At 55.7% G+C, this 22,030-nt stretch carries 16 protein-coding genes, 1 tRNA gene, 1 pseudogene and 1 riboswitch; of the genes and pseudogenes, 9 read left to right on the forward strand and 9 right to left on the reverse strand.

Annotation, left to right across the window (positions count from 1 at the left end; all coding sequences use genetic code 11):
* Positions 1 to 181: 181 nt before the first annotated feature.
* The 6 genes from BMW84_RS20445 to BMW84_RS20470 all read left to right on the forward strand — a co-directional run bounded on the left by BMW84_RS20445 (position 182) and on the right by BMW84_RS20470 (position 8,211).
* Entirely contained in the window at positions 182 to 1,135 is a 954-nt protein-coding gene (locus BMW84_RS20445; RefSeq protein ID WP_091071603.1) for an ABC transporter permease, read from the forward strand.
* Between the two features lie 18 nt (positions 1,136 to 1,153).
* Positions 1,154 to 2,044: a carbohydrate ABC transporter permease gene (locus tag BMW84_RS20450; RefSeq protein ID WP_091071561.1), complete on the forward strand. Its 891-nt coding sequence runs from the start codon at positions 1,154 to 1,156 to the stop codon at positions 2,042 to 2,044.
* A 116-nt stretch (positions 2,045 to 2,160) separates the two neighbouring features.
* On the forward strand, positions 2,161 to 3,858 hold the full coding sequence (locus tag BMW84_RS20455; RefSeq protein WP_091071563.1) for a type 2 periplasmic-binding domain-containing protein: 1,698 nt from the start codon (positions 2,161 to 2,163) through the stop codon (positions 3,856 to 3,858).
* An 85-nt stretch (positions 3,859 to 3,943) separates the two neighbouring features.
* A complete protein-coding gene (locus BMW84_RS20460; protein ID WP_091071565.1) occupies positions 3,944 to 5,836 on the forward strand; it encodes a cache domain-containing sensor histidine kinase in 1,893 nt (630 codons plus the stop codon).
* Positions 5,833 to 7,383, forward strand: a complete 1,551-nt coding sequence (locus tag BMW84_RS20465; RefSeq protein ID WP_091071566.1) for a response regulator — start codon at positions 5,833 to 5,835, stop codon at positions 7,381 to 7,383. The genes BMW84_RS20460 and BMW84_RS20465 overlap by 4 nt, the downstream gene beginning before the upstream one ends.
* A gap of 18 nt (positions 7,384 to 7,401) precedes the next feature.
* A complete protein-coding gene (locus BMW84_RS20470) occupies positions 7,402 to 8,211 on the forward strand; it encodes an AAC(3) family N-acetyltransferase (RefSeq protein ID WP_091071568.1) in 810 nt (269 codons plus the stop codon).
* A 153-nt stretch (positions 8,212 to 8,364) separates the two neighbouring features.
* Here the strand turns inward: BMW84_RS20470 and BMW84_RS20475 are convergent, their stop codons facing one another.
* The 4 genes from BMW84_RS20475 to BMW84_RS20490 all read right to left on the reverse strand — a co-directional run bounded on the left by BMW84_RS20475 (position 8,365) and on the right by BMW84_RS20490 (position 13,312).
* The gene (locus BMW84_RS20475; RefSeq protein WP_091071569.1) at positions 8,365 to 9,630 is read right to left on the reverse strand and encodes an MFS transporter; all 1,266 of its coding nucleotides are present in this window, start codon (positions 9,628 to 9,630) and stop codon (positions 8,365 to 8,367) included.
* 24 nt (positions 9,631 to 9,654) lie between these two features.
* Positions 9,655 to 10,560, reverse strand: a complete 906-nt coding sequence (locus BMW84_RS20480) for an ArsR/SmtB family transcription factor (RefSeq protein WP_091071571.1) — start codon at positions 10,558 to 10,560, stop codon at positions 9,655 to 9,657.
* Positions 10,561 to 11,199: 639 nt separating this feature from the next.
* On the reverse strand, positions 11,200 to 12,504 hold the full coding sequence (serS, locus tag BMW84_RS20485) for a serine--tRNA ligase (protein ID WP_091071572.1): 1,305 nt from the start codon (positions 12,502 to 12,504) through the stop codon (positions 11,200 to 11,202).
* Positions 12,505 to 12,808: 304 nt separating this feature from the next.
* A complete protein-coding gene (locus BMW84_RS20490; RefSeq protein WP_091071574.1) occupies positions 12,809 to 13,312 on the reverse strand; it encodes a hypothetical protein in 504 nt (167 codons plus the stop codon).
* A gap of 156 nt (positions 13,313 to 13,468) precedes the next feature.
* On the opposite strand from BMW84_RS20490, the gene ssuE reads away from it, so the two are divergent.
* The gene (gene ssuE, locus BMW84_RS20495; protein WP_091071575.1) at positions 13,469 to 14,023 is read left to right on the forward strand and encodes an NADPH-dependent FMN reductase; all 555 of its coding nucleotides are present in this window, start codon (positions 13,469 to 13,471) and stop codon (positions 14,021 to 14,023) included.
* 176 nt (positions 14,024 to 14,199) lie between these two features.
* Here ssuE and BMW84_RS20500 read toward each other — a convergent pair whose 3' ends face one another.
* From BMW84_RS20500 to BMW84_RS20515, 4 genes and pseudogenes are all read right to left on the reverse strand, one after another.
* Positions 14,200 to 15,231 (reverse strand): ribonucleotide-diphosphate reductase subunit beta, encoded by a 1,032-nt coding sequence (locus BMW84_RS20500; protein WP_091071577.1) that lies wholly within the window; start codon positions 15,229 to 15,231, stop codon positions 14,200 to 14,202.
* 234 nt (positions 15,232 to 15,465) lie between these two features.
* A pseudogene (locus BMW84_RS20505) lies at positions 15,466 to 17,802 on the reverse strand (ribonucleoside-diphosphate reductase subunit alpha); the annotation flags it as partial.
* Positions 17,803 to 17,917: 115 nt separating this feature from the next.
* Complete coding sequence (gene nrdG / locus BMW84_RS20510) at positions 17,918 to 18,433, reverse strand: anaerobic ribonucleoside-triphosphate reductase activating protein (RefSeq protein ID WP_091071582.1); 516 nt, start codon at positions 18,431 to 18,433, stop codon at positions 17,918 to 17,920.
* A complete protein-coding gene (locus BMW84_RS20515; protein ID WP_091071584.1) occupies positions 18,430 to 20,415 on the reverse strand; it encodes an anaerobic ribonucleoside triphosphate reductase in 1,986 nt (661 codons plus the stop codon). The genes nrdG and BMW84_RS20515 overlap by 4 nt, the downstream gene beginning before the upstream one ends.
* Positions 20,416 to 20,590: 175 nt before the next feature.
* Positions 20,591 to 20,820: riboswitch (cobalamin riboswitch) on the reverse strand.
* Between the two features lie 378 nt (positions 20,821 to 21,198).
* On the opposite strand from BMW84_RS20515, the gene BMW84_RS20520 reads away from it, so the two are divergent.
* The gene (locus BMW84_RS20520) at positions 21,199 to 21,504 is read left to right on the forward strand and encodes an MTH1187 family thiamine-binding protein (RefSeq protein ID WP_091071586.1); all 306 of its coding nucleotides are present in this window, start codon (positions 21,199 to 21,201) and stop codon (positions 21,502 to 21,504) included.
* Between the two features lie 173 nt (positions 21,505 to 21,677).
* A tRNA-Thr gene (locus BMW84_RS20525) sits at positions 21,678 to 21,749 on the forward strand.
* Between the two features lie 80 nt (positions 21,750 to 21,829).
* Here the strand turns inward: BMW84_RS20525 and BMW84_RS20530 are convergent.
* Positions 21,830 to 22,030: tyrosine-type recombinase/integrase (locus BMW84_RS20530; RefSeq protein WP_091071587.1), on the reverse strand; the 201-nt coding region annotated here is incomplete at its 5' end.

The raw sequence follows: 22,030 nt of genomic DNA on the forward strand, positions 1-22,030 counted from the left end.
GGCGGCCCACCCGAAATATGAGACCCTCATCCCAAAATATGAAACCTTACGGTCCGTCTCCATAACCCATACAATGGACATATACATTGTAAGCGTTTTAAATATAAGAATCAGATGGAGCCTGGAGGACCGTAAGATGAAAAACAAACCAAACGCAAAGGAAACATTGTCGCTGGAATCGATGGCACCCGCCGCAGTTCCCCCGGTTTACAGCCAGGAAATAAGCCCGGGCCGCAGACTGTGGAGGAAATTCTTGACACAAAAGCATCTGCAGACGATGGCTCTGCTGGGCGTTGTCTGGATGATCATTTTCAACTACATCCCGATGTACGGCGTCATTATCGCTTTCAAGGACTATGACATCATCCGGAGCATCGGCGAAGCGCCGTGGGCGGGGTTGGAGCACTTCAGGGAATTTTTGGCGGATGATAATTTTGGCTACGTGATGAAAAATACGCTGGGCATCAGCTTGCTGAAGCTGCTGACCTTTCCGCTGCCGATCGTATTCGCGCTCTTCTTGAACGAAGTACGGTCGCTGCGCTTCAAAAAGGCGATTCAAACGATCTCCTATCTGCCCCACTTCCTGTCCTGGGTCGTACTCGGCGGCATTCTCGCCACCTGGCTGGCGGATGTGGGCATTATCAACCATATTCTGATGGCGCTTCACCTGATCGACCAGCCGATTACCTATCTGGCAGAACCAAAGTATTTCTGGACGATTATTATCTCCTCGGATGTCTGGAAGGAGCTGGGATGGTCGGCCATTATTTATCTGGCAGCCATTACGAGCATCTCGCCTGAAATGTACGAGGCGGCAACGATTGATGGCGCCGGCCGGTTCCAGAAGATGTGGTATGTTACGCTTCCGGCGATCAAATCGACGATCAGTATCCTGTTTATTCTGGCGGTCAGCGGTGTGCTGAACTCCAACTTTGACCAGATCATGGTATTGCGCAATTCGCTGAATGACAGCGCAAGTAACGTTATCGACTACTACGTTTACTACACAGGGATTTCCGCAGGCCGTTATTCGTATTCGGCGGCAATCGGGCTGTTCAAATCCATTATCGCGCTCATCCTGCTGCTGATTGCGAACCAAGTATCCAAAAAACTCAACGACACTTCGTTGTTTTAGGCCAAGGAGGACCTGCACATGTTTTCAATAAACCGCAGAACAAAAGGCGAATTTGCCTTTGATCTTGTGAACAATCTGGTGATGCTGTGCATCTGTTTCATTACGCTGTATCCGATCTGGTACGTGCTGGTTATTGCGTTCAACGACGGACAAGACGCCATGCTGGGCGGCATTTACTGGTGGCCGCGGGTGTTCAGCCTGAAGAACTTCCAGGCCGTATTCAACAACTCGGGCATTATGACCGCGATGTGGATCACGGTTGCCAAGACGCTGATCGGCGTTGTAGCGCATGTATTCTTCACGGCAATGGTCGCCTACGCTTTATCCCGCAAGGATTTGATCGGCGGCAAGTTCTACATTTTGATGGGAACGATCACGATGATTTTCTCCGGGGGCCTTATCCCGACCTTCTTGCTGATCCGCGATCTGCATATGCTGGATAAATTCATCGTGTATATCATACCGGTATTGTTCAGCTTCTTCGATCTGATTATCTTCATGACCTTCTTCCGGGAAATCCCCGACGGGCTGGAAGAGGCGGCGCGGATCGACGGAGCCAACGATTGGAGCATCTTCCTCAGGGTCGTGCTTCCGGTATCGATGCCTGTAATCGCAACCATCGCCCTGTTCCATGGCGTGTATCAATGGAATGATTATTTTACAGGGATCATTTACGTCAACAATGAACTGCTGCAGCCGATTCAGACCTTCCTGTACCGGGTCGTGGCGCAGTCTAGCTCGAACCAGATGGTCGTAGCCGTCCAGGCAAGCGCGGTCACCAAAACGGTCACCTCGCAGTCGATCAAGCTGGCAACGATGGTCGTCACTACGCTGCCAATCGTCTTTGCTTATCCGTTCCTGCAGCGTTATTTCGTTAAAGGGATGATGATCGGCTCCATCAAGGGCTGATCAAGGCGCAAAACTGCGCCATCGAAACCGGTAACTCTTCCAGGCCGTCCACGCGGCGGCTTTGGAGTTGCACATAATGTACTTTCTTAAACACTTATGAAAAGGGGTAAAAAAGTATGGGCATGAAAAGCAAGCCGAAAAAATTGACGATGCTTCTGATGTCATCGATCATGTTGCTTTCGCTGGCAGCCTGTGGCAGCAACGGAAACAACAATGCAAACGGCAATGCGGGTAAAGAGAACACCGGCGGCAATACGACCGCGGAAGCAACAGCAACAACAGCGCCCGAAGCAACGGCATCGGCGGATGAGCCGGGCTGGAAATCCGACACTTCTCCAATTACGTTTGACTGGTATCTGAACTTTGCCTGGTTCCCTAATAAATGGGGCGTTGACCCGACTTCCCAATATGTAACCAAAAAAACCGGCGTTAACCTCAACTTCATCGTTCCTGCCGGCAACGAAAACGAAAAGCTGAACACGCTGATCGCTTCCGGCAAGCTGCCTGACTTTATCACCCTCGGCTGGTGGGAAGACGGCGTGAAGAAAATGATCGAAGGCGGCCTCGTTGAGCCTTTGAACAAACTGGCTGAACAGTATGACCCTTATTTCTTCAAAGTATCCGATCCGGACAAACTCAGCTGGTATACGCAAGCCGACGGCAACGTATACGGTTATCCGAACTCTTCCTCGTCTCCTAAAGACTATGAAAAATACGGCGACACCTATTTGTCCAACCAAACGTTCGTGGTCCGCAAAGATATCTATGAAGCGATCGGCAGCCCGGATATGCGTACACCGGAAGGTTTCCTGAACGCACTGAAGGCCGCTAAAGAGAAATTCCCTGAAATCGACGGCCAACCGATGATTCCGCTCGGTCTGCATGAGTTTACCGCAACCGGTAACGATTCCTTGGAAGGCTACATTCAGAACTTCCTGGCCATTCCAAGAGAAAAAGACGGCAAGCTGTATAACCGCGAAACCGATCCCGAATATATCAAATGGATGAAAGTTCTGCGTCAAGCAAACCAAGACGGCCTGCTGGCAAAAGACATCTTCATCGATAAACGCGCGCAAATGGAAGAAAAAATCGTTCAAGGCCGCTATTTCGCAATGCTGTACCAACGTACCGACTTCGCTTCCCAGCTCGGAACGTTGTACCAAAAGGATCCGAACAAAATCTATATCGCTGTTGACGGCCCGGCTAACGCCAATATGGACGCTCCTACGCTGAACGGCCCTGGCATCTCCGGATGGACCGTAACGCTGATCTCCAAGGATGTTAAAGACAAAGCCCGTGCCATCAAGTTCCTGAGCTACCTGAACAGTGAAGAAGGCCAAAAAGACCTTTATCTTGGTGAAAAAGGCGTCAGCTATGATACAATTGATGGAAAAGACCAATTCAAGCCAGAAGTGTTCGACCTGATGAATAAAGACCGTTCCGCGTTCGACAAGAAATACGGCTCCTCGTTCACTTTCTGGATGATGCAAAATACGAACATCACGCAACAATGGGCTCCGCAATCGGTTGAGCCGTACAAACAGCTGGAAGATTGGACGAAGGGTAAAGCGAAGAGCTTCTCGGAATTCGATCAAATCGATCCGCTCGCAAGCTCCGAGGAAGGTATCGCTCTCGGCAAAATCAAGGAACTGCGCGGCAAAACGCTGCCTAAGCTGCTGATGGCTCCATCGGAAGCCGATTTTGACAAGATCTGGGCGGATTACATCAAGAAACAAGAGGATTACGGTTTGGCGAAAGTGCAAGCTTTCCAACAAACGAAATACGAAGAAAACAAAAAGAAACTCGGCTTGTAATGATAGCACTGCCCAATCGCCCGCTGACCGCGGGCTTTTGGGTGTTTAAATTTGTATATTGCATTTTTTAAGGAGTTAGTGGCCTATGAAGAGAGGCAAGCGCGGCACATCGTTATGGAATTCGTTCACCTACTGGTTCGGGCGCCGCTCGCTGCAGAGCCGCCTGATTGCCTCCTATATCTTTATTATTTTGGGACCCAGTCTGCTGGTGTCCTTTTATTCGTATAAAGCGATCAACAACACTTATGTGCGCGAAGCCGAGTCCAAGAACAATTCCTTGATGGAGATGGAACAGCTGCACATCAATACCCAGATCGAATCCATGGTTCGGGCCGTTCAGGTTGCTTACGACGATTTGGATGTGCAGGACTATTTGTCCTATACCAGCGAACCGGAAGTCGAGGAGCTTGTTAATTTCAGCAACAACAGCTTCAAAAGCTTGACGCGCATCCAATATTACAACCCCAACGTGGAACATCTCCGCCTGTTCTCGAGCGGGAACGTGCATGAAATCTGGCCGATTTTTTTCCGGGAAAGCCGTGTCGCCGATGAACCCTGGTATCGCAAGGCCGAGCAGCTGAAGGGGATGGAATCTTGGTCCTTTCTCTACAATGATCCGGATATCATGGAGCGTTATGCCAATCAAGTGCCCGCCCAAACCCCAAAGGTATCGCTGCTGCGCGAGATGAGCAAGCCGGCTGATCATCATATCGGCATGGTGCAGGTGGATATGCTGCTGGAGAAATTCAGCCCGCGCACCTATTCGTCCACGCCGGACAGTCAGTCGCAGATGATGCTGATCGACAGCGAGGAACAAATCTTTACACGGGAGCAGGCTTCATTTCTGAAAGCGAATCCGGAGATGGGGAAGGTCATCAAGGAGCGCCTCCGGGAATATAAAGCAACGGGAAGCTGGAACATTCATTATTCGGAGAACGGAAAATCTTTTCTGCTGATGCACAGGCCGCTGGAGCGGATCAACGCCGATCTGCTTAATATCGTCTCCATGGACGGAGTGCTGCAGGAAATTTCACATACACGGAATATGCTGATCGGCGCCAATATCGGTTTTATCATTTTGGTCACGGTTATTGCTTATTTCCTGAATGCTTTTATTTTGAAAAATCTCCGGCTTTTGACGGAGGCCATGAAAAAGGTGCGGCGCGGGGAAGCCTACAGCGGCCCAGTGATCCGCGGGGGCGGCGAGGTCGGGGAACTGGCCCATCATTTTTCCAAGCTGATGAATACGATCAATACGCTGGTGGCCCAGGCTGTGCATAAGCAGGCGCTTACCAAAGAGGCGGAGCTGCGCACGCTTCATAATCAAATCGACGCCCATTTTCTCTATAATACGCTGGAGAATATCAAAATGCTGGCGGAGGTCGAGGATCAGCGCCAGATTTCGGATGCGCTTACCTCGCTCGGCGGCATGATGCGGTACAATTTTAAATGGGCCGGCGATTATGTTAAATTGCGCGACGAGATCCGCCATATCGAAAATTATATCGATGTGATGAATATCCGCTTTGAGCATCCGATCACCTTGCTGCAAAGCATCGCTTCGTCCCATATGGAGCTGGAGGTACTGAAGATGTCGCTTCAGCCGATCGTCGAGAACAGCGTGAAGCATGGCTGGGCCGGCGATAGCGAGGAGACAGAGAACCGGGTAATCAGTATTGAAATTGCCGAGCAGTCCGGTTTCATCGTCATCGCAATCAGCGATAACGGCGGCGGAATGTCTCCGGAGCGGCTGCGTGCCCTGCATGAGTCAATCAATGAGGAGGAACAGGCATCGGGTTCTTCCGCCGGACCGGGGGGCCGCCGCGCCGGCGGCATCGGGCTGCGTAATGTACATCAAAGGCTGAAGTTGTTCTACGGCGAAGAATACGGGCTGGAAATACAGAGCGAGGCAGGAGAGGGAACCACGGTGTTCATGACGCTGCCGAAAGTTCTTTTGACGGGAGACAAACAACCATGAAGAAACTGTTGATCGTGGATGATGAGAAGAATATCCGAGTGGGACTGCAAAAGATGATCGAACGTGAGTATCCCGATGTCTATGCGGTGATGCTTGCGGGCAACGGCGCCGAGGCGCTGGAGATCCATAACCGGGAGCGGGCCGACATTATCATTACGGATATCCGAATGCCGGTGATGGACGGCATGAAGCTGCTCGAACGGCTGAGCGCGTTCCAAATGCAGGAGAAGCCGGCGGTCATCATTTTAAGCGGGCATGACGATTTTGAATATGCCAAAAATGCCATCCGTTACCGGGTAAAGGACTATTTGCTGAAGCCGATCCGCCGTGATGAGCTGTTCGCCATTCTGGAGAAAATCGAAGCGGAACGGGCAGAGCAGGAACAGACGACCCGGGACCGGGAGCAGGAGGCGGAAAGCGTGCGCCGCGAATTGCGTGCCGGGCGGCTGCGCGGCCTGCTGATGCAACGGGAGGTCCAGCCGGGCAAGGAGCTGTTGGAGGAGCTGGAGCAGACGAAGGTGCCTTTCACGCTGGGGGTTGTCGTCTGCCACTACACCGACGGGATGCGGATGAGGCCGGAGGAAATTCAGGGGGTCGTCGACCGGATTGCCGGACCGCTGGAGGACTCGTTTCAAGAGGTACTGACGGACTGGGACGGCAAACTGGTGCTGATCGGCCGCAGCAAGGAGCATTTCGTGGAGCTTGCCCGGGAGGCGGAAGCGCGGGGGCTGAACGAACTTCTGGTGGGTTACAGCCACGAGGCCGCCGATGCCGGACAGCTGCGCCAAAGTTATTTAGAGGCGATCTGGGCGCTTAAATATTTGTTTTTATATCCGCAAATCAATATCATGGATTACGCTTCGGTGATGGAGCAGCGGTTGACCTTCCCCGCACCGGAGGAAGAACTGCGCAAGCTGCTGAACATGCTGGGGACCGGCCGGGAGAAGGAAATGAAGCAGCTCCTGGCGGCGATCTTCCGGATCGACCAGTTAAAGCAGCTGGATCTGTCGTATATCGAAACGGCGGGCATGCTGATGAACGAGCGGGTGCTGGACGAGGTTTTTCGGGTACATGGAGAGGCCTCGATGGAGGTGCTGAAGCTGTACCGCGCCGTCGGCAATCTGTACAATTTCCGCCATTTCCACGAGTATTACCGCACGCTGGAGCATCTCCTGATCCGTGTGGACGAGTACATTACGAGCGTCCGCTCGGTGCACACCGAGCATGCGGATATGAAGGAAGCGCTGGCGTTTATCGAGGAGAACTATTTCCGGCCGCTCAATATGGCTGTGGTCAGCAATCATGTTTCTTTGAATTATTCTTATTTCAGTGAAGCGTTTAAGGCTTATACCGGCGAAAGCTTTGTTACGCATCTCAAAAAAGTCCGCATCCGCCACGCCAAACGTCTGCTTCTGGAAAACCGCGGCAACAAGCTGGAGGAAATTGCGGAAGCCGTCGGTTTTGAGAGCAGCAAGCATTTTGCGCGGGTGTTCAAGGAGCTGGAGGGCATTTCGCCGGGCGAATTCCGGATGAAGTCGCTGCAGTAACGTAAGGGGGGAATTTGCTTGGAAGAGATTCAGGGGCAACTGATAACGGTAGAGACGCTGGCGGAAGACTTCCGGAGATTGGGTGTGCAGGAAGGGATGACGCTGCTGCTGCATTCCTCGTTCAAATCGCTCGGGGAATGGGTGGCCGGCGGCCCGCCTGCGGTCATACTGGCCCTGGAGCAGGTGCTCGGGACGGAAGGGACGCTGGTGATGCCGACCCATTCCACCGATTTGTCCGATCCATCCGGGTGGAGCCGGCCGCCTGTACCGGAAGCCTGGTGGCCGGTGATCCGCGAACAGATGCCGGCATATGACCCGGATTTGACGCTGCTGCGAGGCATGGGCATTATCCCCGACAGCTTCCGCAAGCAGGCCGGCGTCCGGCGCAGCGGGCATCCGGCACATTCGTTTGCTGCCTGGGGCAAACACCGGGATTTCGTGACGGACGGCCACAGCCTGGAGTATTCGCTGGGCGAAGCTTCGCCGCTGGCGCGCATTTACGATCTGGGCGGGCATGTGCTGCTGCTTGGCGTCGGCCACCTCAACAATACCTCGCTGCACCTGGCGGAATGCCGGGCCGAATATCCCGGCAAGGAAACCGTGGAAGCCGGGGCGCCGCTGATGGTGGACGGCGTGCGGCAGTGGGTGAAATACCGGGATCTGAATTGGGATTCGGGCGATTTTGACGTGCTGGGTGAAGCGTACCGGCGGGAGACGGGACGGGTGACCGGCGGAAAAGTCGCTGCGGCGGATGCGCTGCTGATCCCGCAGTGCGACATTGTCGATTATGCCGCAGCGTGGCTGCCCCGGTCGCGCAAGGAGTTGTAGATGGGGGCGGCTTCCCGGTCAAGGGAAGCCGCAGGAAAGGCGATGGTAGCCCGAGGGGGCGTCCATCGCCTTTTTGGTGCTGCGTTCATGAGCGCAGCACATGGCTGTATGCTGTTCGGGGGGGCGTTAGCAGGGCTTCGCGCCCGTGCAAAGTTATGCCGCCGGCGAAGGCGTGCTGCTGCCGCCGCTGGCGGCTACGGCAGGCAGACCGGCCAGATCGCCGTTCAGCCGTTTAAGTCCGCGCAAGCGCAGCGCCGCCGCCGCGCAGAGGATTGGGAACAGGCCGGCTGCGATAAACAGGGCCGGCAAGCCGTACAGCTCGGCAATCGCGCCGCCGGCGAACGCGCCGAACGGCTGGAGGGCGCCGCCGATCAGGAAGCGGATGGAATTGACGCGCCCCTGCATTTCGGCGGGGACCAGCGTGCCGTGCAGCGAAGAACTGAGCGAGCCGAAGAAGGGGCCCATGCACCCGCAGGCGAAGGCGGCGCACAGCGCAAAGGGGAACATCGGAATGAGTCCCCAAAGTGCGGTAAACAGGCCGATGCCGCTTAAGCTGCCGAGCATAACAAGCCGCCGCTGCCGGATTTCGCCGATGAACGAAATGACCGACAGTCCGGTAATCGCGCCAAGCGCGGAGGCGGTGGTTAAGAGGCCCATCGCACCGGCGCCGCGGCCGAGCACTTCCCGGACGTAAGGGACCATCATCGTCCACACGGCGATATTGCACAGATTGCTGACCGAAGCCATCAGCATGATCATGAACATCGCGGGGAAGCTGCGGTAGAACGTAAACCCTTCCCCGATCTCCCGGAGATAGGCGGGAAGGGAGAAACTGCCGGCGCTGCCGGCAGGCTTCTTCGATGCGGACGGCAGCGTCAGCAGCGTAATTATGGCTGCCGCGTAACAGAGGGCATTGATGCCCAGTGCCGGCAGTGCGCCGCTGGCGGCGGTCAATACGCCGGCGAGCGCCGGTCCGAGCAGCACGGCGGCGCTCCGGCAGCTGTCGATGACGGCGAAGGCGCGCGTCAGCTTGCGTTGTCCGGCGACGTCCGGCACGATGGCCATCGCCGTCGGCATGAACAGGGCGGAGCTGGCGCCGCTCAGCATGGCGGCGGCAAACAAATGCCACAGCTGCAGCCCGCCGAACAGCCCCATGAGGAGCGGCAGCGCAATGGCCGCGAAACGGACGGCGGCCAGGCCGGCCATCAGCCGGACACGGTGCAGCCGGTCGGACAGCGGCGAGCCGAGCAGGCGGAGAATCAGCTCGGGAATGCCCGAGCTGAGCGCCAGTGCGCCCATGGCCAGCTTGGAGCCGGTCAGATCATAGACGAGCCATTCCATGGCCAATAGCCCGAAGGTATCGCCGAACGTGCTGAGTGAGACCGTGGCCAGCAGGCCGTAGTAGCTGCGTTTCAACATGGGAAACCACTCCTTTTCGGGGGCTTAGCTTTCGAGATAACGGTTCATTTTCTCTGATAGACGGTTCAGTGCCTCGGGACGCAGGCTGTAGGACATGCTTTTGCCCGACATGTGCAGCACCAGAAGTCCGGCGGCGCGCAGGGCGATCAGGTGGTAATGAATTGTGCTTTTGGATAAGCCGATATGCTTCACGATTTCAGTAAAGCTCATCTGCTCCCGGGTCAGCAGCCTTAAAATTTGCAGCCGCGTCTCGTCCGACAGCCCCCGGGTCAGACGCAGGAGCGCAGGTTCGGGACGGCCCGGTTCGGGGGGGAGCGCGTCGCAGGAGTAGAAGGTAAAAACGTATTCCTTGTAAATGGCAGAAGTGACCAGCGGGCGGGCGTGATATTGGGGAATCAACACGATTTGTTTCAGACCGTCCGCCTGCAGGATCCGGAAGCCTTCCGTGGCGCGTTCGTATACGGCTTCCGCATCCTCGTGCGCCAGCTCCGCGCGTTTGCGCTCCGCGTCCTCTGCCAGCCCGTGAAGAATTGCCGTGTCGATGCCGCCGAAATAACCCTCATTCCAAATGCGGATCATCTCGCAGACGGCGGTACGAAGCTCCGGCAAGCCTGCGGGAACGGAGGGATCGAAGGTTCCGGCAAGTTCATACAATTCTCCCGCCGGCAGCGATTCGAACCAGTCGAGGAATCCCTCCACTGTACGATCACCCGGGCAACGCCAGATATAAGGCGCGAGGGTAAATTCGTTCATCCGTTTCATCGTCTCCCGCATCCGGCGCAGCTGCACCGGGGCAAAACGCGATTCGACGTCGCGGACCCACAGCTTGCCAGCATCGATAGCGGTATGATTTTGTTTGGATAAAAAGACGGTCAGGCTTTGAATACACTCATACATCGGCGCGAAATCCACGTTAAGCTGATAGTCCATAATTCCTCCTGAATGAGATTCGATAATTGTAGGCAATTTATATTGTTCTATATTTATAGAACTGTTGTTGAGTTTTATTATAATCAAACTCCTTAGATCTTTCAATACATAATTTCCCTTGAATACAGCTGCAAGGAGGTAGAATCAAATTAAGGAGAACCGGCAGAAATACGGTGAACGGGACGAAGGAGACGGTTCGCTGGGCACAAAGATGGCTGGGGAAATGGACTGGAGCCTCAACGGAATAGCTCGCGGACCTGAGCGCCGTTATTTCGAGAGAAAAGGGCATTTCCTGCAGCTAGCGGACACCAGCGCCGTTATTTGCTCATTTCGAGCCGTTTTTGCGTGAATTCAGAGAAATAACAGCGCTCAGGTCCGTTATTTTGGGAAATAGTGTGTTTTCCGGCGAATAGCGGCGCTCAGGTCCGTTACAGTGAGGCTTGCTGTAGATGAGCGTCATGCTACGGCTGGCCCAAAGCGAGTGGGCTGCCCGGTGCATCGTCTTCAGCCGACCAAATTGGCGGGTCGCAGCCTGCTGATTTCAGGAGGCTGGGGTACCGCCAAACATGCATTGTCGCGAAAAAAAACGGGAGCCGGAATAGTATCCGGTTCCCGTTTTTATAGGGTTACAAGTCGCTGCTACTCTTCGACACTTACGGCTGGGCCGCAGACCTCCAGCGACTCCAGTCCGTTCATGTATTTGCGGAGCGCCTGCGGTATATAAACCGACCCGTCCTCCCGCTGATGGTTCTCCAGAAGGGGAATCAGGATTCGCGGCGTAGCGACTGCCGTATTGTTTAAAGTGTGGCAGTACTGCAGCCGGCCGTCTTCGCCGCGGTGGCGGATGTGCGACCGGCGAGCCTGATAATCGAGCAGGTTCGATGCCGAATGCGTCTCGCCGTAGGCTCCCCTGCTGGGCATCCAAGTTTCGATGTCGTATTGCTTATGCGTCTTGAGCGACATGTCGCCGCTGCAGACGGCTACGACGCGGTAAGGCAGCTCGAGCAGCTGCAGAATATGCTCCGCGTTGCCCAGAATCTCCTGCAGCATCCGCTCCGAGACGGCAGCGTCGCCGCAGCAGATTACGACCTGCTCGATCTTCGAAAATTGATGCACGCGGTACAGGCCGCGCACGTCGCGGCCGGCCGAGCCGACTTCGCTGCGGAAGCAGGCCGACATGCCGGCCAGGCGCAGCGGTTCATCTACTTCGACCACCTCGTCGCTGTACAGCGAGACGAGCGAAACCTCCGACGTTCCCGCGAGCCAGCGGTTCTCTCCGGCGAGCTCGTAGGTCTGATCCTTGCCTGCCGGGAAAAACCCGGTGCGCTCCAGCGCTTCCGGCTTCACGATCACCGGCACGTCCATCAGCGTAAAGCCGCGCGACTCCAGCACGTCGAGCGCGAGCTGCTGCACGGCCAGATGCAGCCGCAGGCCGGTGCCCTTCAGGACGTAGCTGCGCGGACCGCCGGCTTTGACGCCGCGCGGGATGTCCAGAATCCCGTGCAGCTCGCCGAGCGCCACATGGTCGCGCGGCGCAAAACCGAGCGCGGCCGGCGTCCCGCAGCGCCGCAGCTCGACGTTGTCGCGGTCGCTCGCCCCGATCGGCGTGTCGGCCGATACGGGATTGGGCGCGAGCAGCAGCAGCTCCGCGCAGCGGCGCTCGGCTTCCGCCAGCGCCGGCTCCAGCGCGTCCAGCCGGCGGCCGGTCTCGCGCACCCGTGCTTTGGCCTCTTCGCCGGCGTCCTTCTCGCCAGCGCGCAGCAGGCGCTCGACCTCCTTGGTGAGCGCGTTGCGCTCCGCACGCAGGCCCTCGGTCTCCTGCCGCAGTTCGCGCCGCTTGTCGTCCCACTCCAACAGTTCATCCAGCGGGAAATCGGCGTTTTTCCATTTCGCCGTGTTCCGCATCAGCTCTTCGTTCCCTCGAATAAAATTCATGTCCAGCATGCCGCATCGCTCCTTTTTTTGTCTGAAAAAACGCAAAAAACGCCCTCATCCATGGGACGAGGAGCGTCAGCTCGCGGTGCCACCCAGGTTGACCCTGCTCCGTAATTCATACGGCGGCAAGGCCCGCTTTGGTCTTCGCGGTAACGGGCGAAACCCGGTAAACTTAGAGAGTGCGGAACTCCGGTCGAAAACGCCTCGCGGTTGGAAGCCGGTCATAGGCCTGGTATCATGTGAACTTGTGACCCCCAGTATAGCGCAGCATGCGGAAGAAGGCAACCCTGCGAGTGACCGGTCGTCAACGGGATTACTCCGGGAATGTTTTTTCAATTGCGGCTGCGGTCTGATAATCTTCGGCGGGAGCGATAATGCGCAGATCGGTGGTTGTGCCGCTTCCGGACTCGGGGCCAATCGGCTCGTAGGGCGAAATTTTCACGCTGTCGAAATGCCCTTTTTTCCAAATGGAGCCTAATTGGTATCCCCCAGGCAGCTTTTCGGTGTTAAAGTAGACGAGATTCCCCCAACCGCCCCGGATATCGGAGTAAAACGTAATATCAAACATGCGGTACGGCTGGTAGTCATATTTCTCAACGGTGATGTTCCCGTTGAATTGCTGATTGCGGAAGAGAGGGCGGTACAGCTTGCCTTTGATATGCACGACGGTTTTCTCTGCGGATGCCGGGTTGCCCCTTCGGAATTCAATGGCGGGAAACGTTTTATCGATTGCTAACGGAAAACGGTATTTGGCCAAGAATAGACTGCCGGCGACTACCAGGAGCAAAAGGTAAATCAGGACTTTTTTGAGCACCATATCCACCATCCTCAAAAAGACATCAACTATTTATTAGCATATTATGGAGTTTTGGATAAATGAAGTTCTTAACAAGGGTTTGACAACGGTCCGGTTGCTTTGCTACGATTATTTGTAATTTTAAGTAAAGCCTATCGGAAAACGAGGTGGACGGAAGTGCCCAAAATCGTCGTTGTCAACGGAACGCCTTCGCTGGTGTCGCGGATCAATGCCGTCATGGATCATGCGGAGTCCGATTTACGCAGCCGCGGGTTCGAGGTCGAACGCATCAATATCGCGGAGCTGCCGCCGGAGGATCTCATTCATACCCGTTTCGAAAGCGAGGCGATCGTCAAAGCGAACGGGCTGGTCGCCGAGGCGGATGCCGTCATTGTCGTCAGTCCCGTGTATAAAGCTTCATATACCGGCGTACTCAAAACCTTTCTCGACCTGATACCGCAAAAGGGCCTGGCCGGCAAAATCGTCCTTCCGCTCTTTATGGGCGGCAGTCTTGCGCATCTGCTGACGATCGAATACGCGCTGAAACCCGTATTATCCGTACTGGGCGCGCGCCATATTCTTGGCGGGGTGTTCGCGGTGGACTCGCAGGCGGTACGAAACGACCAGGGAATTGTAGAACTGGCCGAGGAGCTGAAGCTGCGGCTGGATGCTGCGGTCGGCGAGCTGGCGGAGGAAACAGCGCTGAAGGCCGCCCGGAAGGCACAGCCCTGAAAAACGGGCATCAGGCCGGCATGGTATGAAGAAAGCTGGCATTCGCCCAGTGTCGTCCTATAACAGCAAAAGCATGGTTGCTCCGGTCACGGCCGGGAAGCACCCATGCTTTTTTTTCTGCGCAGTTATTGAATATTCCGGATAAGTACGGCGGCCAGCTTCAGCAGCTCCGGCGATTACAGATCATCAAACCCGTTATCGTCGCTTGTTTTTCCGTAGTTGCGGGATTTGGCCTCGAAGAAGTCGGTTTTGGTCGCGTTGAGCGCTTCATCGGAGAACGGCTTGATCCATGGCATGCAGTTGACGTCCACGCCTTGGTAAGCTTTATCCAGCCCCATCAGTGCAAGGCGTTTGTTGGCGATGTATTTGATGTAGTCGCCCAGTTCATTCAGGTCGATGCCGCGTACATGGGTCAGCGTGTAATGCGCCCAGTTGGTTTCAAGCTCCACCGCCCGGTCGATCGTCCGGTAGACGTAATCCATATTTTCCGGCGTGTTCAGCTCCGGGAAATCCAGCAGCAGCTGCTTGAACACCTCGGCGAAGAAATAGCAGTGCTGGTTCTCGTCGCGCTGGATGTAGGAGATCATCTGGCTGGTCGCCATCATTTTCTGGTCGCGGGCCAGATTGTAGAAGAAGGCGAAGGTGCTGTAGAAGAAGATGCCCTCCAGAATGAGATCGGCAACCATGGCGCGGAAGAAGGTGTGTTTGCTCGGCTCGTCGCGGAATTCCTGGTAAATATCCGAAATAAACTGGTTGCGCTCCAGCAGCACCGGATCATGCTTCCAGTATTCAAAAATCTCCTTCTGCTCTTTCTCCGAGACAATGGAGGAGAGGACGTAGGAATACGACTGGTTATGCACGACCTCCTGCTGCCCGATAATGGCCGAAATGGCTTCCAGCGAGGAATCGGTAAAATAACGCTTCACGTCGCCGACGAACATCGTCTGCATCGAATCCAGCACGGCCAGGAGGCCGATGTTAATCTTGAACACCCGCTGTTCCTCCGCCTCCAGCAGCGGAAACTGCTGGGCGTCCTTGGCCATCGGGATTTCGTCGGCGATCCAGTGGTTGAGCAGCAGCACCTTGTACAGCTTGTACATATGCGGCATGCGGATGTCGTTCCAGTTGAGGATGCCGGAGTTTTCCCCGTCGATGATGCGGGTGGATTTGTTCGGCGCATCCGTATTAAAAATCTTTTGCAGTTGCATATCTGTTCCCTCCTAAAATGTTGTGCGAGCTAACAGGCGAGAAATCCCTTTAGGAACCTGTGCGGAGTTGCGAAGCGGAAGTTTGGAGCCGTAGGAGCAGGAGCGTCCGCCTTTGTCATCGACTGTCCTCCGCCTGATACGATAAAAGACAGTCGATGACAACAGCGGCCGAAGGCCCGAACATTCTGCGCAGCAACGGTTATGGCACAGGTGGCTTGAAGCGGGGTTTGAGCTTTAGCTCGCGCAAGATTCGCACTCCTCAATGGTCAAAGCCCGGCTCCGCACATAATAGGTGGACTTCATTCCGCCCTTCCAGGCGTTCAGATAAAGCTGCAGGAATTCGGTCGCTTTGATGTCCGGCCGTACATAGAGATTAAAGCTTTGGCCCTGGTCGATATGGCGCTGGCGCGCCGAAGCCATGCGGATCGACCAGTTCTGGTCAATCAGGAATGCCGTTTTATAGTACCAAATGGTCTTTTCGGATAAATCCGGCGCCGGGTTGGCGATCTTGTACGTCGTTTTCTCCTCATAGGAGAGCAGGTCGTACAGCGGGTCGATGCTGGCCGTGGAGCCGGCGATGATCGACGTCGAGCCGTTCGGCGCGATGGCGATCATCCAGCCGTTGCGCACGCCGTCACGGGCGACGGCTTCCTGCAGCTCCTGCCACTGGGCAGTCGCCACGTATTTGCCTTCGCGTTCGCCGCTTGTGTAGCCGCGCGATGTGAAGTAGGCACCTGTCTCCCAGTCGGAGCCGGCGAACTTCGGATACCGGCCTTTTTCGCGGGACAGCTCCAGACTGGAACGGATGGCAAGGTAATTGATGTACTCATACAGGTCGTTGTTATATTCTACGGCTTCCTCGGACTCCCAGCGGATGCCCTTCAGAGCGAGCAGATGATGCAGCCCGAAGGTGCCCAGGCCGACTGCGCGGTATTGGCTGTTCGTGTACTGCGCTTGCAGCACTTCGATATTATTGATGTCGATGACATTGTCGAGCATGCGCATCTGGATCGGCACCAGGCGCTCCAGTACCCCGGCAGGAACCGCGCGGGCGAGGTGAATGGAGTTCAGGTTACAGACGACAAAATCACCGGGGATTTTCGAGATGACAATCCGCGTCTGCCCGTCTTTGGTAACGAGTTCTTCCTGTTCAACGACGGTGGCCGATTGGTTTTGCATAATTTCCGTGCACAGGTTCGACGAGAACACCATGCCCTGATTGCGGTTCGGGTTGGCCCGGTTGACGGTATCGCGGTAGAACATATACGGCGTGCCGGTCTCCAGCTGCGATTTCATGATCCGCTTCATGATGTCGATGGCCGGCACCGTGATCCGGGACAAGGCGGGATGGGCAACCGCTTCGGCGTATTTCTCGCGGAACATGCCGGCGCCGACGGTTTCGTCATAGAAATCCTCCAGGCCCAGCGGGCGGCCGTTGTCATCTTTCCAGCCCATCACTTTCTTCACTTCATGCGGACAGAACAGATTCCAGCCTTCCCGCGCTTCCACCGCTTCCATGAACAGATCAGGCAGGCATACGCCGTGAAATACGTCATGGGCCCGCATCCGCTCGTCGCCGTTGTTCAGCTTCAGATCAAGGAAGGCCAGGATGTCTTTGTGAAAAACGTCGAGATAGACGGCCACCGCGCCTTTGCGCGTGCCGAGCTGGTCGACGCTGACGGCGGTATTGTTCAGCTGGCGGATCCACGGGATGACGCCGGAGCTGGTGTTCTTGTGACCGCGGATATCTGAGCCGCGGGCGCGGACCTTGCCGAGGTAGACGCCGATGCCTCCGCCCATTTTGCTCAGCCGGGCCACATCGGTGTTGGAATCGAAGATGCCTTCCAGCGAGTCGTCGACGGTGTCGATAAAGCAGCTGGAGAGCTGGCCCGCCACCTTTTTTCCGGCATTGGACATGGTTGGCGTTGCTGCGGTCATGTAGATGTTGCTCATCGCCCAATAGGCTTCTTTTACAAGCTCAAGGCGTTTCTCTTCGGGTTCGCGGTGCATCAGGAACATAGCGATAACCATGTAGCGCTCCTGCGGCAGCTCCATGACGCGGCCCTCGAAATCGCGGGCCAGATAGCGGTCGGACAACGTCAGCAAGCCGATATAGTCAAAGAGCAGGTCGCGCGAAGGGTCGATGCAGGCACCCAGTTCAGCGATTTGCTCCTTGGTGTAGCAGGTAAGCAGCTCCTCGCGATAAATGCCCTTGTCGACCAGTTCCTTGATCAGCGGGTACAGCTCGCCGTATGGTTCGTCCGGATATGCTTTATAGCGGCGGTTGAAGGCGGCCTTTTTGTAGAGGGAGGTCAGCAGCGAGCGGGCGGCAGCGAACTTCCAGTCCGGTTCTTCTTTAGTCACCAGCTCCAGGGCGCTCATCGTAAACGCGTTGCTGATGTCTTCACCGCTAACTTCGTCACGGCGTAGTTTGGAGTTAACGCCGCGCAGCAGCGTTTCTTTGGACAGGCTGTCGAGGCCGCTGAGGACGCGGTCCGCGTACACGGAAAGACGGATTTCATCAAAAGCCAATCGGCGGTTATCGGGTTTGGTCACAAGTGCTGGCATAAGGCGATCTTCCTTTCGATTATCAGTTTAATTTTCAATATCAAAAATTGAACTATATGGGATAAAGAAAGCCGCTGAATGGACAGCGGACAATGTATCTTAATTTAATGCGTTCTTGCTACAGCACCGCCGGCTGCCAGAGCAGCACTTCGTCTGCGGCCAGGCTGGCCGGGATGTCGATGATGCGCTGGTTGCTGCTGCCCCGGTAGTGCAGCGTCGTATCCTTCAGCGCTTCAACGAACCGGCCGTCGATCAGCACCTGGCACAGGGACAGCAGTTCCATTTCCGGGGAGCCGGGCAACGCCAGCAGTTCCTCGTAGGTGTAGCCGCTGTAGATCCAGACCGGGAAGTCCGGCAGCACCGCACGCAGCTCGCGGATGAACGCCGCCGCTTCGCCGGCGGAGAAAAAGGGATCGCCGCCGGCGAGCGTCAGTCCGTCGAGCAGCGGATTGGCCGCCATTTCGGCGATGATCTCTTGCTGCCGCTCCGGAGTAAACGGCTCCCCGTACCGGAAATTCCAGGTCTCCGGATTAAAGCAACCGGGGCAGCGGTGCCGGCAGCCGCTCAGGAAAATCACGGCCCGCATGCCTTCCCCTTCGTTGATCGATTCCGGATAGTAGCCGCAAATATTCACAGATGCTTCACCCGGTCGCGCACTTCCGCTTGTTTGGCGGCGTTGAAACGGGTTTGATAATCGCCGGTCAGGTAGCCGGTGACGCGGCGCAGGCGGCGGATATGGACTTCCTCTTCATGCGCGCCACAAGAAGGGCAGTTCGTGCCGATCACGCCTTCGTATCCGCAGCCGGAGCAGCGGTCGACCGGATGGTTGATGCTGAAATAGCTGACGTTTTGCTCCATCGCGTATTTAATGATTTTGACAAAAGCCGCCGGGTTGCTGCGGGCATTGCCGTTCAGCTCGACATAGGAAATCGCGCCGGCGTTGCAATATTCATGGAAAGGCGCTTCCAGGCTGATCTTTTGCGCCGCACCGAGTTCATGGTACACGGGAACATGGAACGAATTCGTATAGTATTCGCGGTCGGTTACGCCGGAAATGCTGCCCAGCGTCTTGCGGTCCACCTTGGTGAACTTGCCGGAGAGACCTTCCGCCGGCGTAGCGAACAGGGTGATGTTCAGGTTCAGCTCATCGCTCTTGCGGTCGCAGTATTCACGCATGTGCTGAACGATGGCCAGCGCTTTGGCATGGACGTCCATGTCTTCGCCGTGGTGTTTGCCGTACATCGCCTTCATGCATTCCGCCATCCCGATGAAGCCGATGGACAGGCTGCCGTGCTTCAGCAGTTCGCCTACGCTTTCGTCGGGCGCCAGCTCCTGGCCGCCTTCCCAGACGCCTTCACGCATCATGAAGTCGGAAGCTTTTGCCTTCTGCGCCGCCTGAATGCGGTAGCGGTGCACGAGGCCTTCAAGCGCGATATCCATATAGTGGTTCAGATCGTCGTAGAATGCTTTTTCGTCGGCTACAAGGCGCCGGCCTTTGATCGTGCCGTGTTTCACACCGAGCCGCACGAGGTTCAGCGTATTAAACGACAGGTTGCCTTTGCCGGAGCAGTGGTTGCGTCCGAAGCGGTCGCCGAGCACCCGGGTGCGGCAGCCCATCGTGGCAAATTCGGTATCCGGGTCGGCCGGATCGTAATATTGCAGGTTGAGCGGCGCGTCCAGATTGGCGAAATTCGGATAAAGCCGGCGTGCAGAGCAGTCCGTCGCTTTCAGGAACAGTTCATAGTTCGGTTCGCCCGGCTGCTGGTTTACGCCTTTTTTGCATTTAAAAATCTGGATCGGGAACACCGGCGTTTCGCCGCTGCCCAGGCCGTTCATAGTCGCCGTAAGCAGGGAACTGATCACCAGTTGACCCTCCGGCGAGGTGCAGGTTCCATAGTTGATGCTCGTGAACGGAATCTGTCCGCCGGCGCGGCTGGACATCGTATTCAGGTTATGTATCATGCTCTCCGCCGCCTGGAGCGTTTCGATTTCGGTCTCTTTTTTGGCAAAACGGAACGAACGCGGGTAAGCCTCGGCCAGATCGGCGCGGCTCATGGAGATCTCCCCCAGATGAGGGCCGGCTTCGCCTTCCTCGAAATAGTCCAGGCCTTTGCGGAACAGCTTGGCAAATGATTTCGTTACGTATGGCGCCAGATCATGGTCAATTTTGTTTGCGGAGACGCCGCCGTATTGGGCATTTTGCTGGGATTGGAAAATAATCGCCACCAGCGACATCGCGGTCATGATCGAATTCGGGGGGCGGACGCTGCCGTTGCCGGTATTAAAGCCTTCGCGGAGCAGACGTTCAAACGGAATGAAAATGCAGTTGGTTGTCCCGATGGCGTATTGATCCAGATCGTGGACATACACGACATTCTCCCGCGAAGCCTGGATCAGACGGGGCGGCATCGTAAAGTTCCGGGCATACCATTTGGAATATTCACTGCCGAACTTGCTCATTTTTCCGGAAAAGCTCTCTCCGTTCAAATTGGCGTTCTCCCGCAGCATATCCATATCCAGACTTTCGATAATATCGCGGCCCAAATCGATAAGCTCCTCAAGCATGGCCTCGTTTGCGGCTTGTCCGCCGTTATACCGTTTCTCCAGCAGCGTCATTAGTACTCTCTCCTCCCGAATTCTTCAAGCCTCTTTACAATGAAAAAGCATCCCCCGCCCGGAAGGCGGGAAATGCCCGTATGCGCAGCAAAATATCCGTGAGCGGATATTCAGGTATACCCTATCAACATGCATGCCGCATTCGGACACCCCGCCTGTTCCTCGCAGGCGTATCTATGGTGTCGTTGAAACAGGCAGGTCTCCTGGCTCCCGGCGGTCTCCGGCGCCTTCCCGAAAGGAAAATCCCCCCAGTGGCGATTGCCGGAGAATGCTGCGCCGGGCAGGCTTGAAAACCGTCCCGCAGCATCCGGTTACAGTGGCGGGACCGCAGCGGATTTGCACCGCGCTTCCCTTTTAAGTCTTGGGCTCTTAAGGAACCCAAAACACCTGTTTCTACTATATTTTGTTGTTATTAATTAAAGTTAACCCAATATATTGTGCTTGTAAACATTTTTTTGCGAGGCCGCGCCACGCCTGGGATTTACCGATTTACTCACAGTTGGTCCACAATTGATCCACAGCTCGTCCACAAGGTATCCACAGATTTTGGATAAAACATGGGAAAAACAAGTCATAAATTATCCCGAAATTTGCCACAAAGACTCCAAAATTGTAGTGCGCCCAGCACTGGGCTAGGCCGGGAGAAGGAGACATCGGCAGCTCTCGGTTCTTTCGGGCAGTATTCGCCTGCGGGGGCGGAGTTTGTGGGCGGCGCGCCAAGTTGTTACAATATATAGAACGAACGCATTTCATTTTGCATCAAAAACACAGGAGGGATTAACGATGGCGATTGGCGAGGTTACGGTCATTCCGATCGGAACGGGCAGCACCAGCCTTAGCAGCTATGTGGCCGAGATGCAGCGCGTGCTGCAGACGGTGGAAGGCATTACGTATGAACTGACATCCATGGGGACGATCATCGAGGGGCCGCTTCCGCGTATTCTCGCAGCCGTCGAGGCGCTGCATGAATCGCCGTTTGCCGCCGGCGCGCAGAGGGTGTCCACTTCACTCAAGATCGACGACCGGCGCGACAAACCGTCCAACAGCCGCAGCAAGCTCGAATCGGTAGAGCGCAAGCTGAAGGAGTAGCCAAGAGGGAGGAACGGAGGGTTTAATGCTCTGCAGGCGTAGCCAAGTGCCAGGGGGGCGGAAGACGGAGTGCTTCTATACTGGCAGGTAGCCGTGCTGATCAAAAAAAGGCTTGCGTTTTTTTCTGGAAGCTGTATAATATTTTTTGTTTGACGGTAAAAATCATGTCTCAAGCTGGTGTAGCTCAGGGGTAGAGCAACGCACTCGTAATGCGTAGGCCGGGGGTTCAATTCCCTTCACCAGCATCCTTAAAACACGATAGTGGCGCGGTTCTCCGGTGGTGCGGAGGTCGCGTCTTTTTTTTCTGCAAACGGACTGCAAACCTTTAGTCTGTTGAAGTGTCGTTTTTTCCAAGAATTGACCCTCCTAACGTGAGCAATGCGGCCTCTTGAAGACCAGGCAGTACATGCGAATAGGTATCGAGAGTAATCTGGATTGAAGAATGCCCAAGCCTCTCCTGAACAATTTTCGGATGCACTCCCCGTTTCAGCAGGATTGTCGCGTGAGTGTGACGCAGATCATGAAA

This window comes from Paenibacillus sp. NFR01 (genome assembly GCF_900111565.1).
In the GTDB taxonomy this organism is placed as follows: Bacteria; Bacillota; Bacilli; order Paenibacillales; family Paenibacillaceae; genus Paenibacillus_AQ.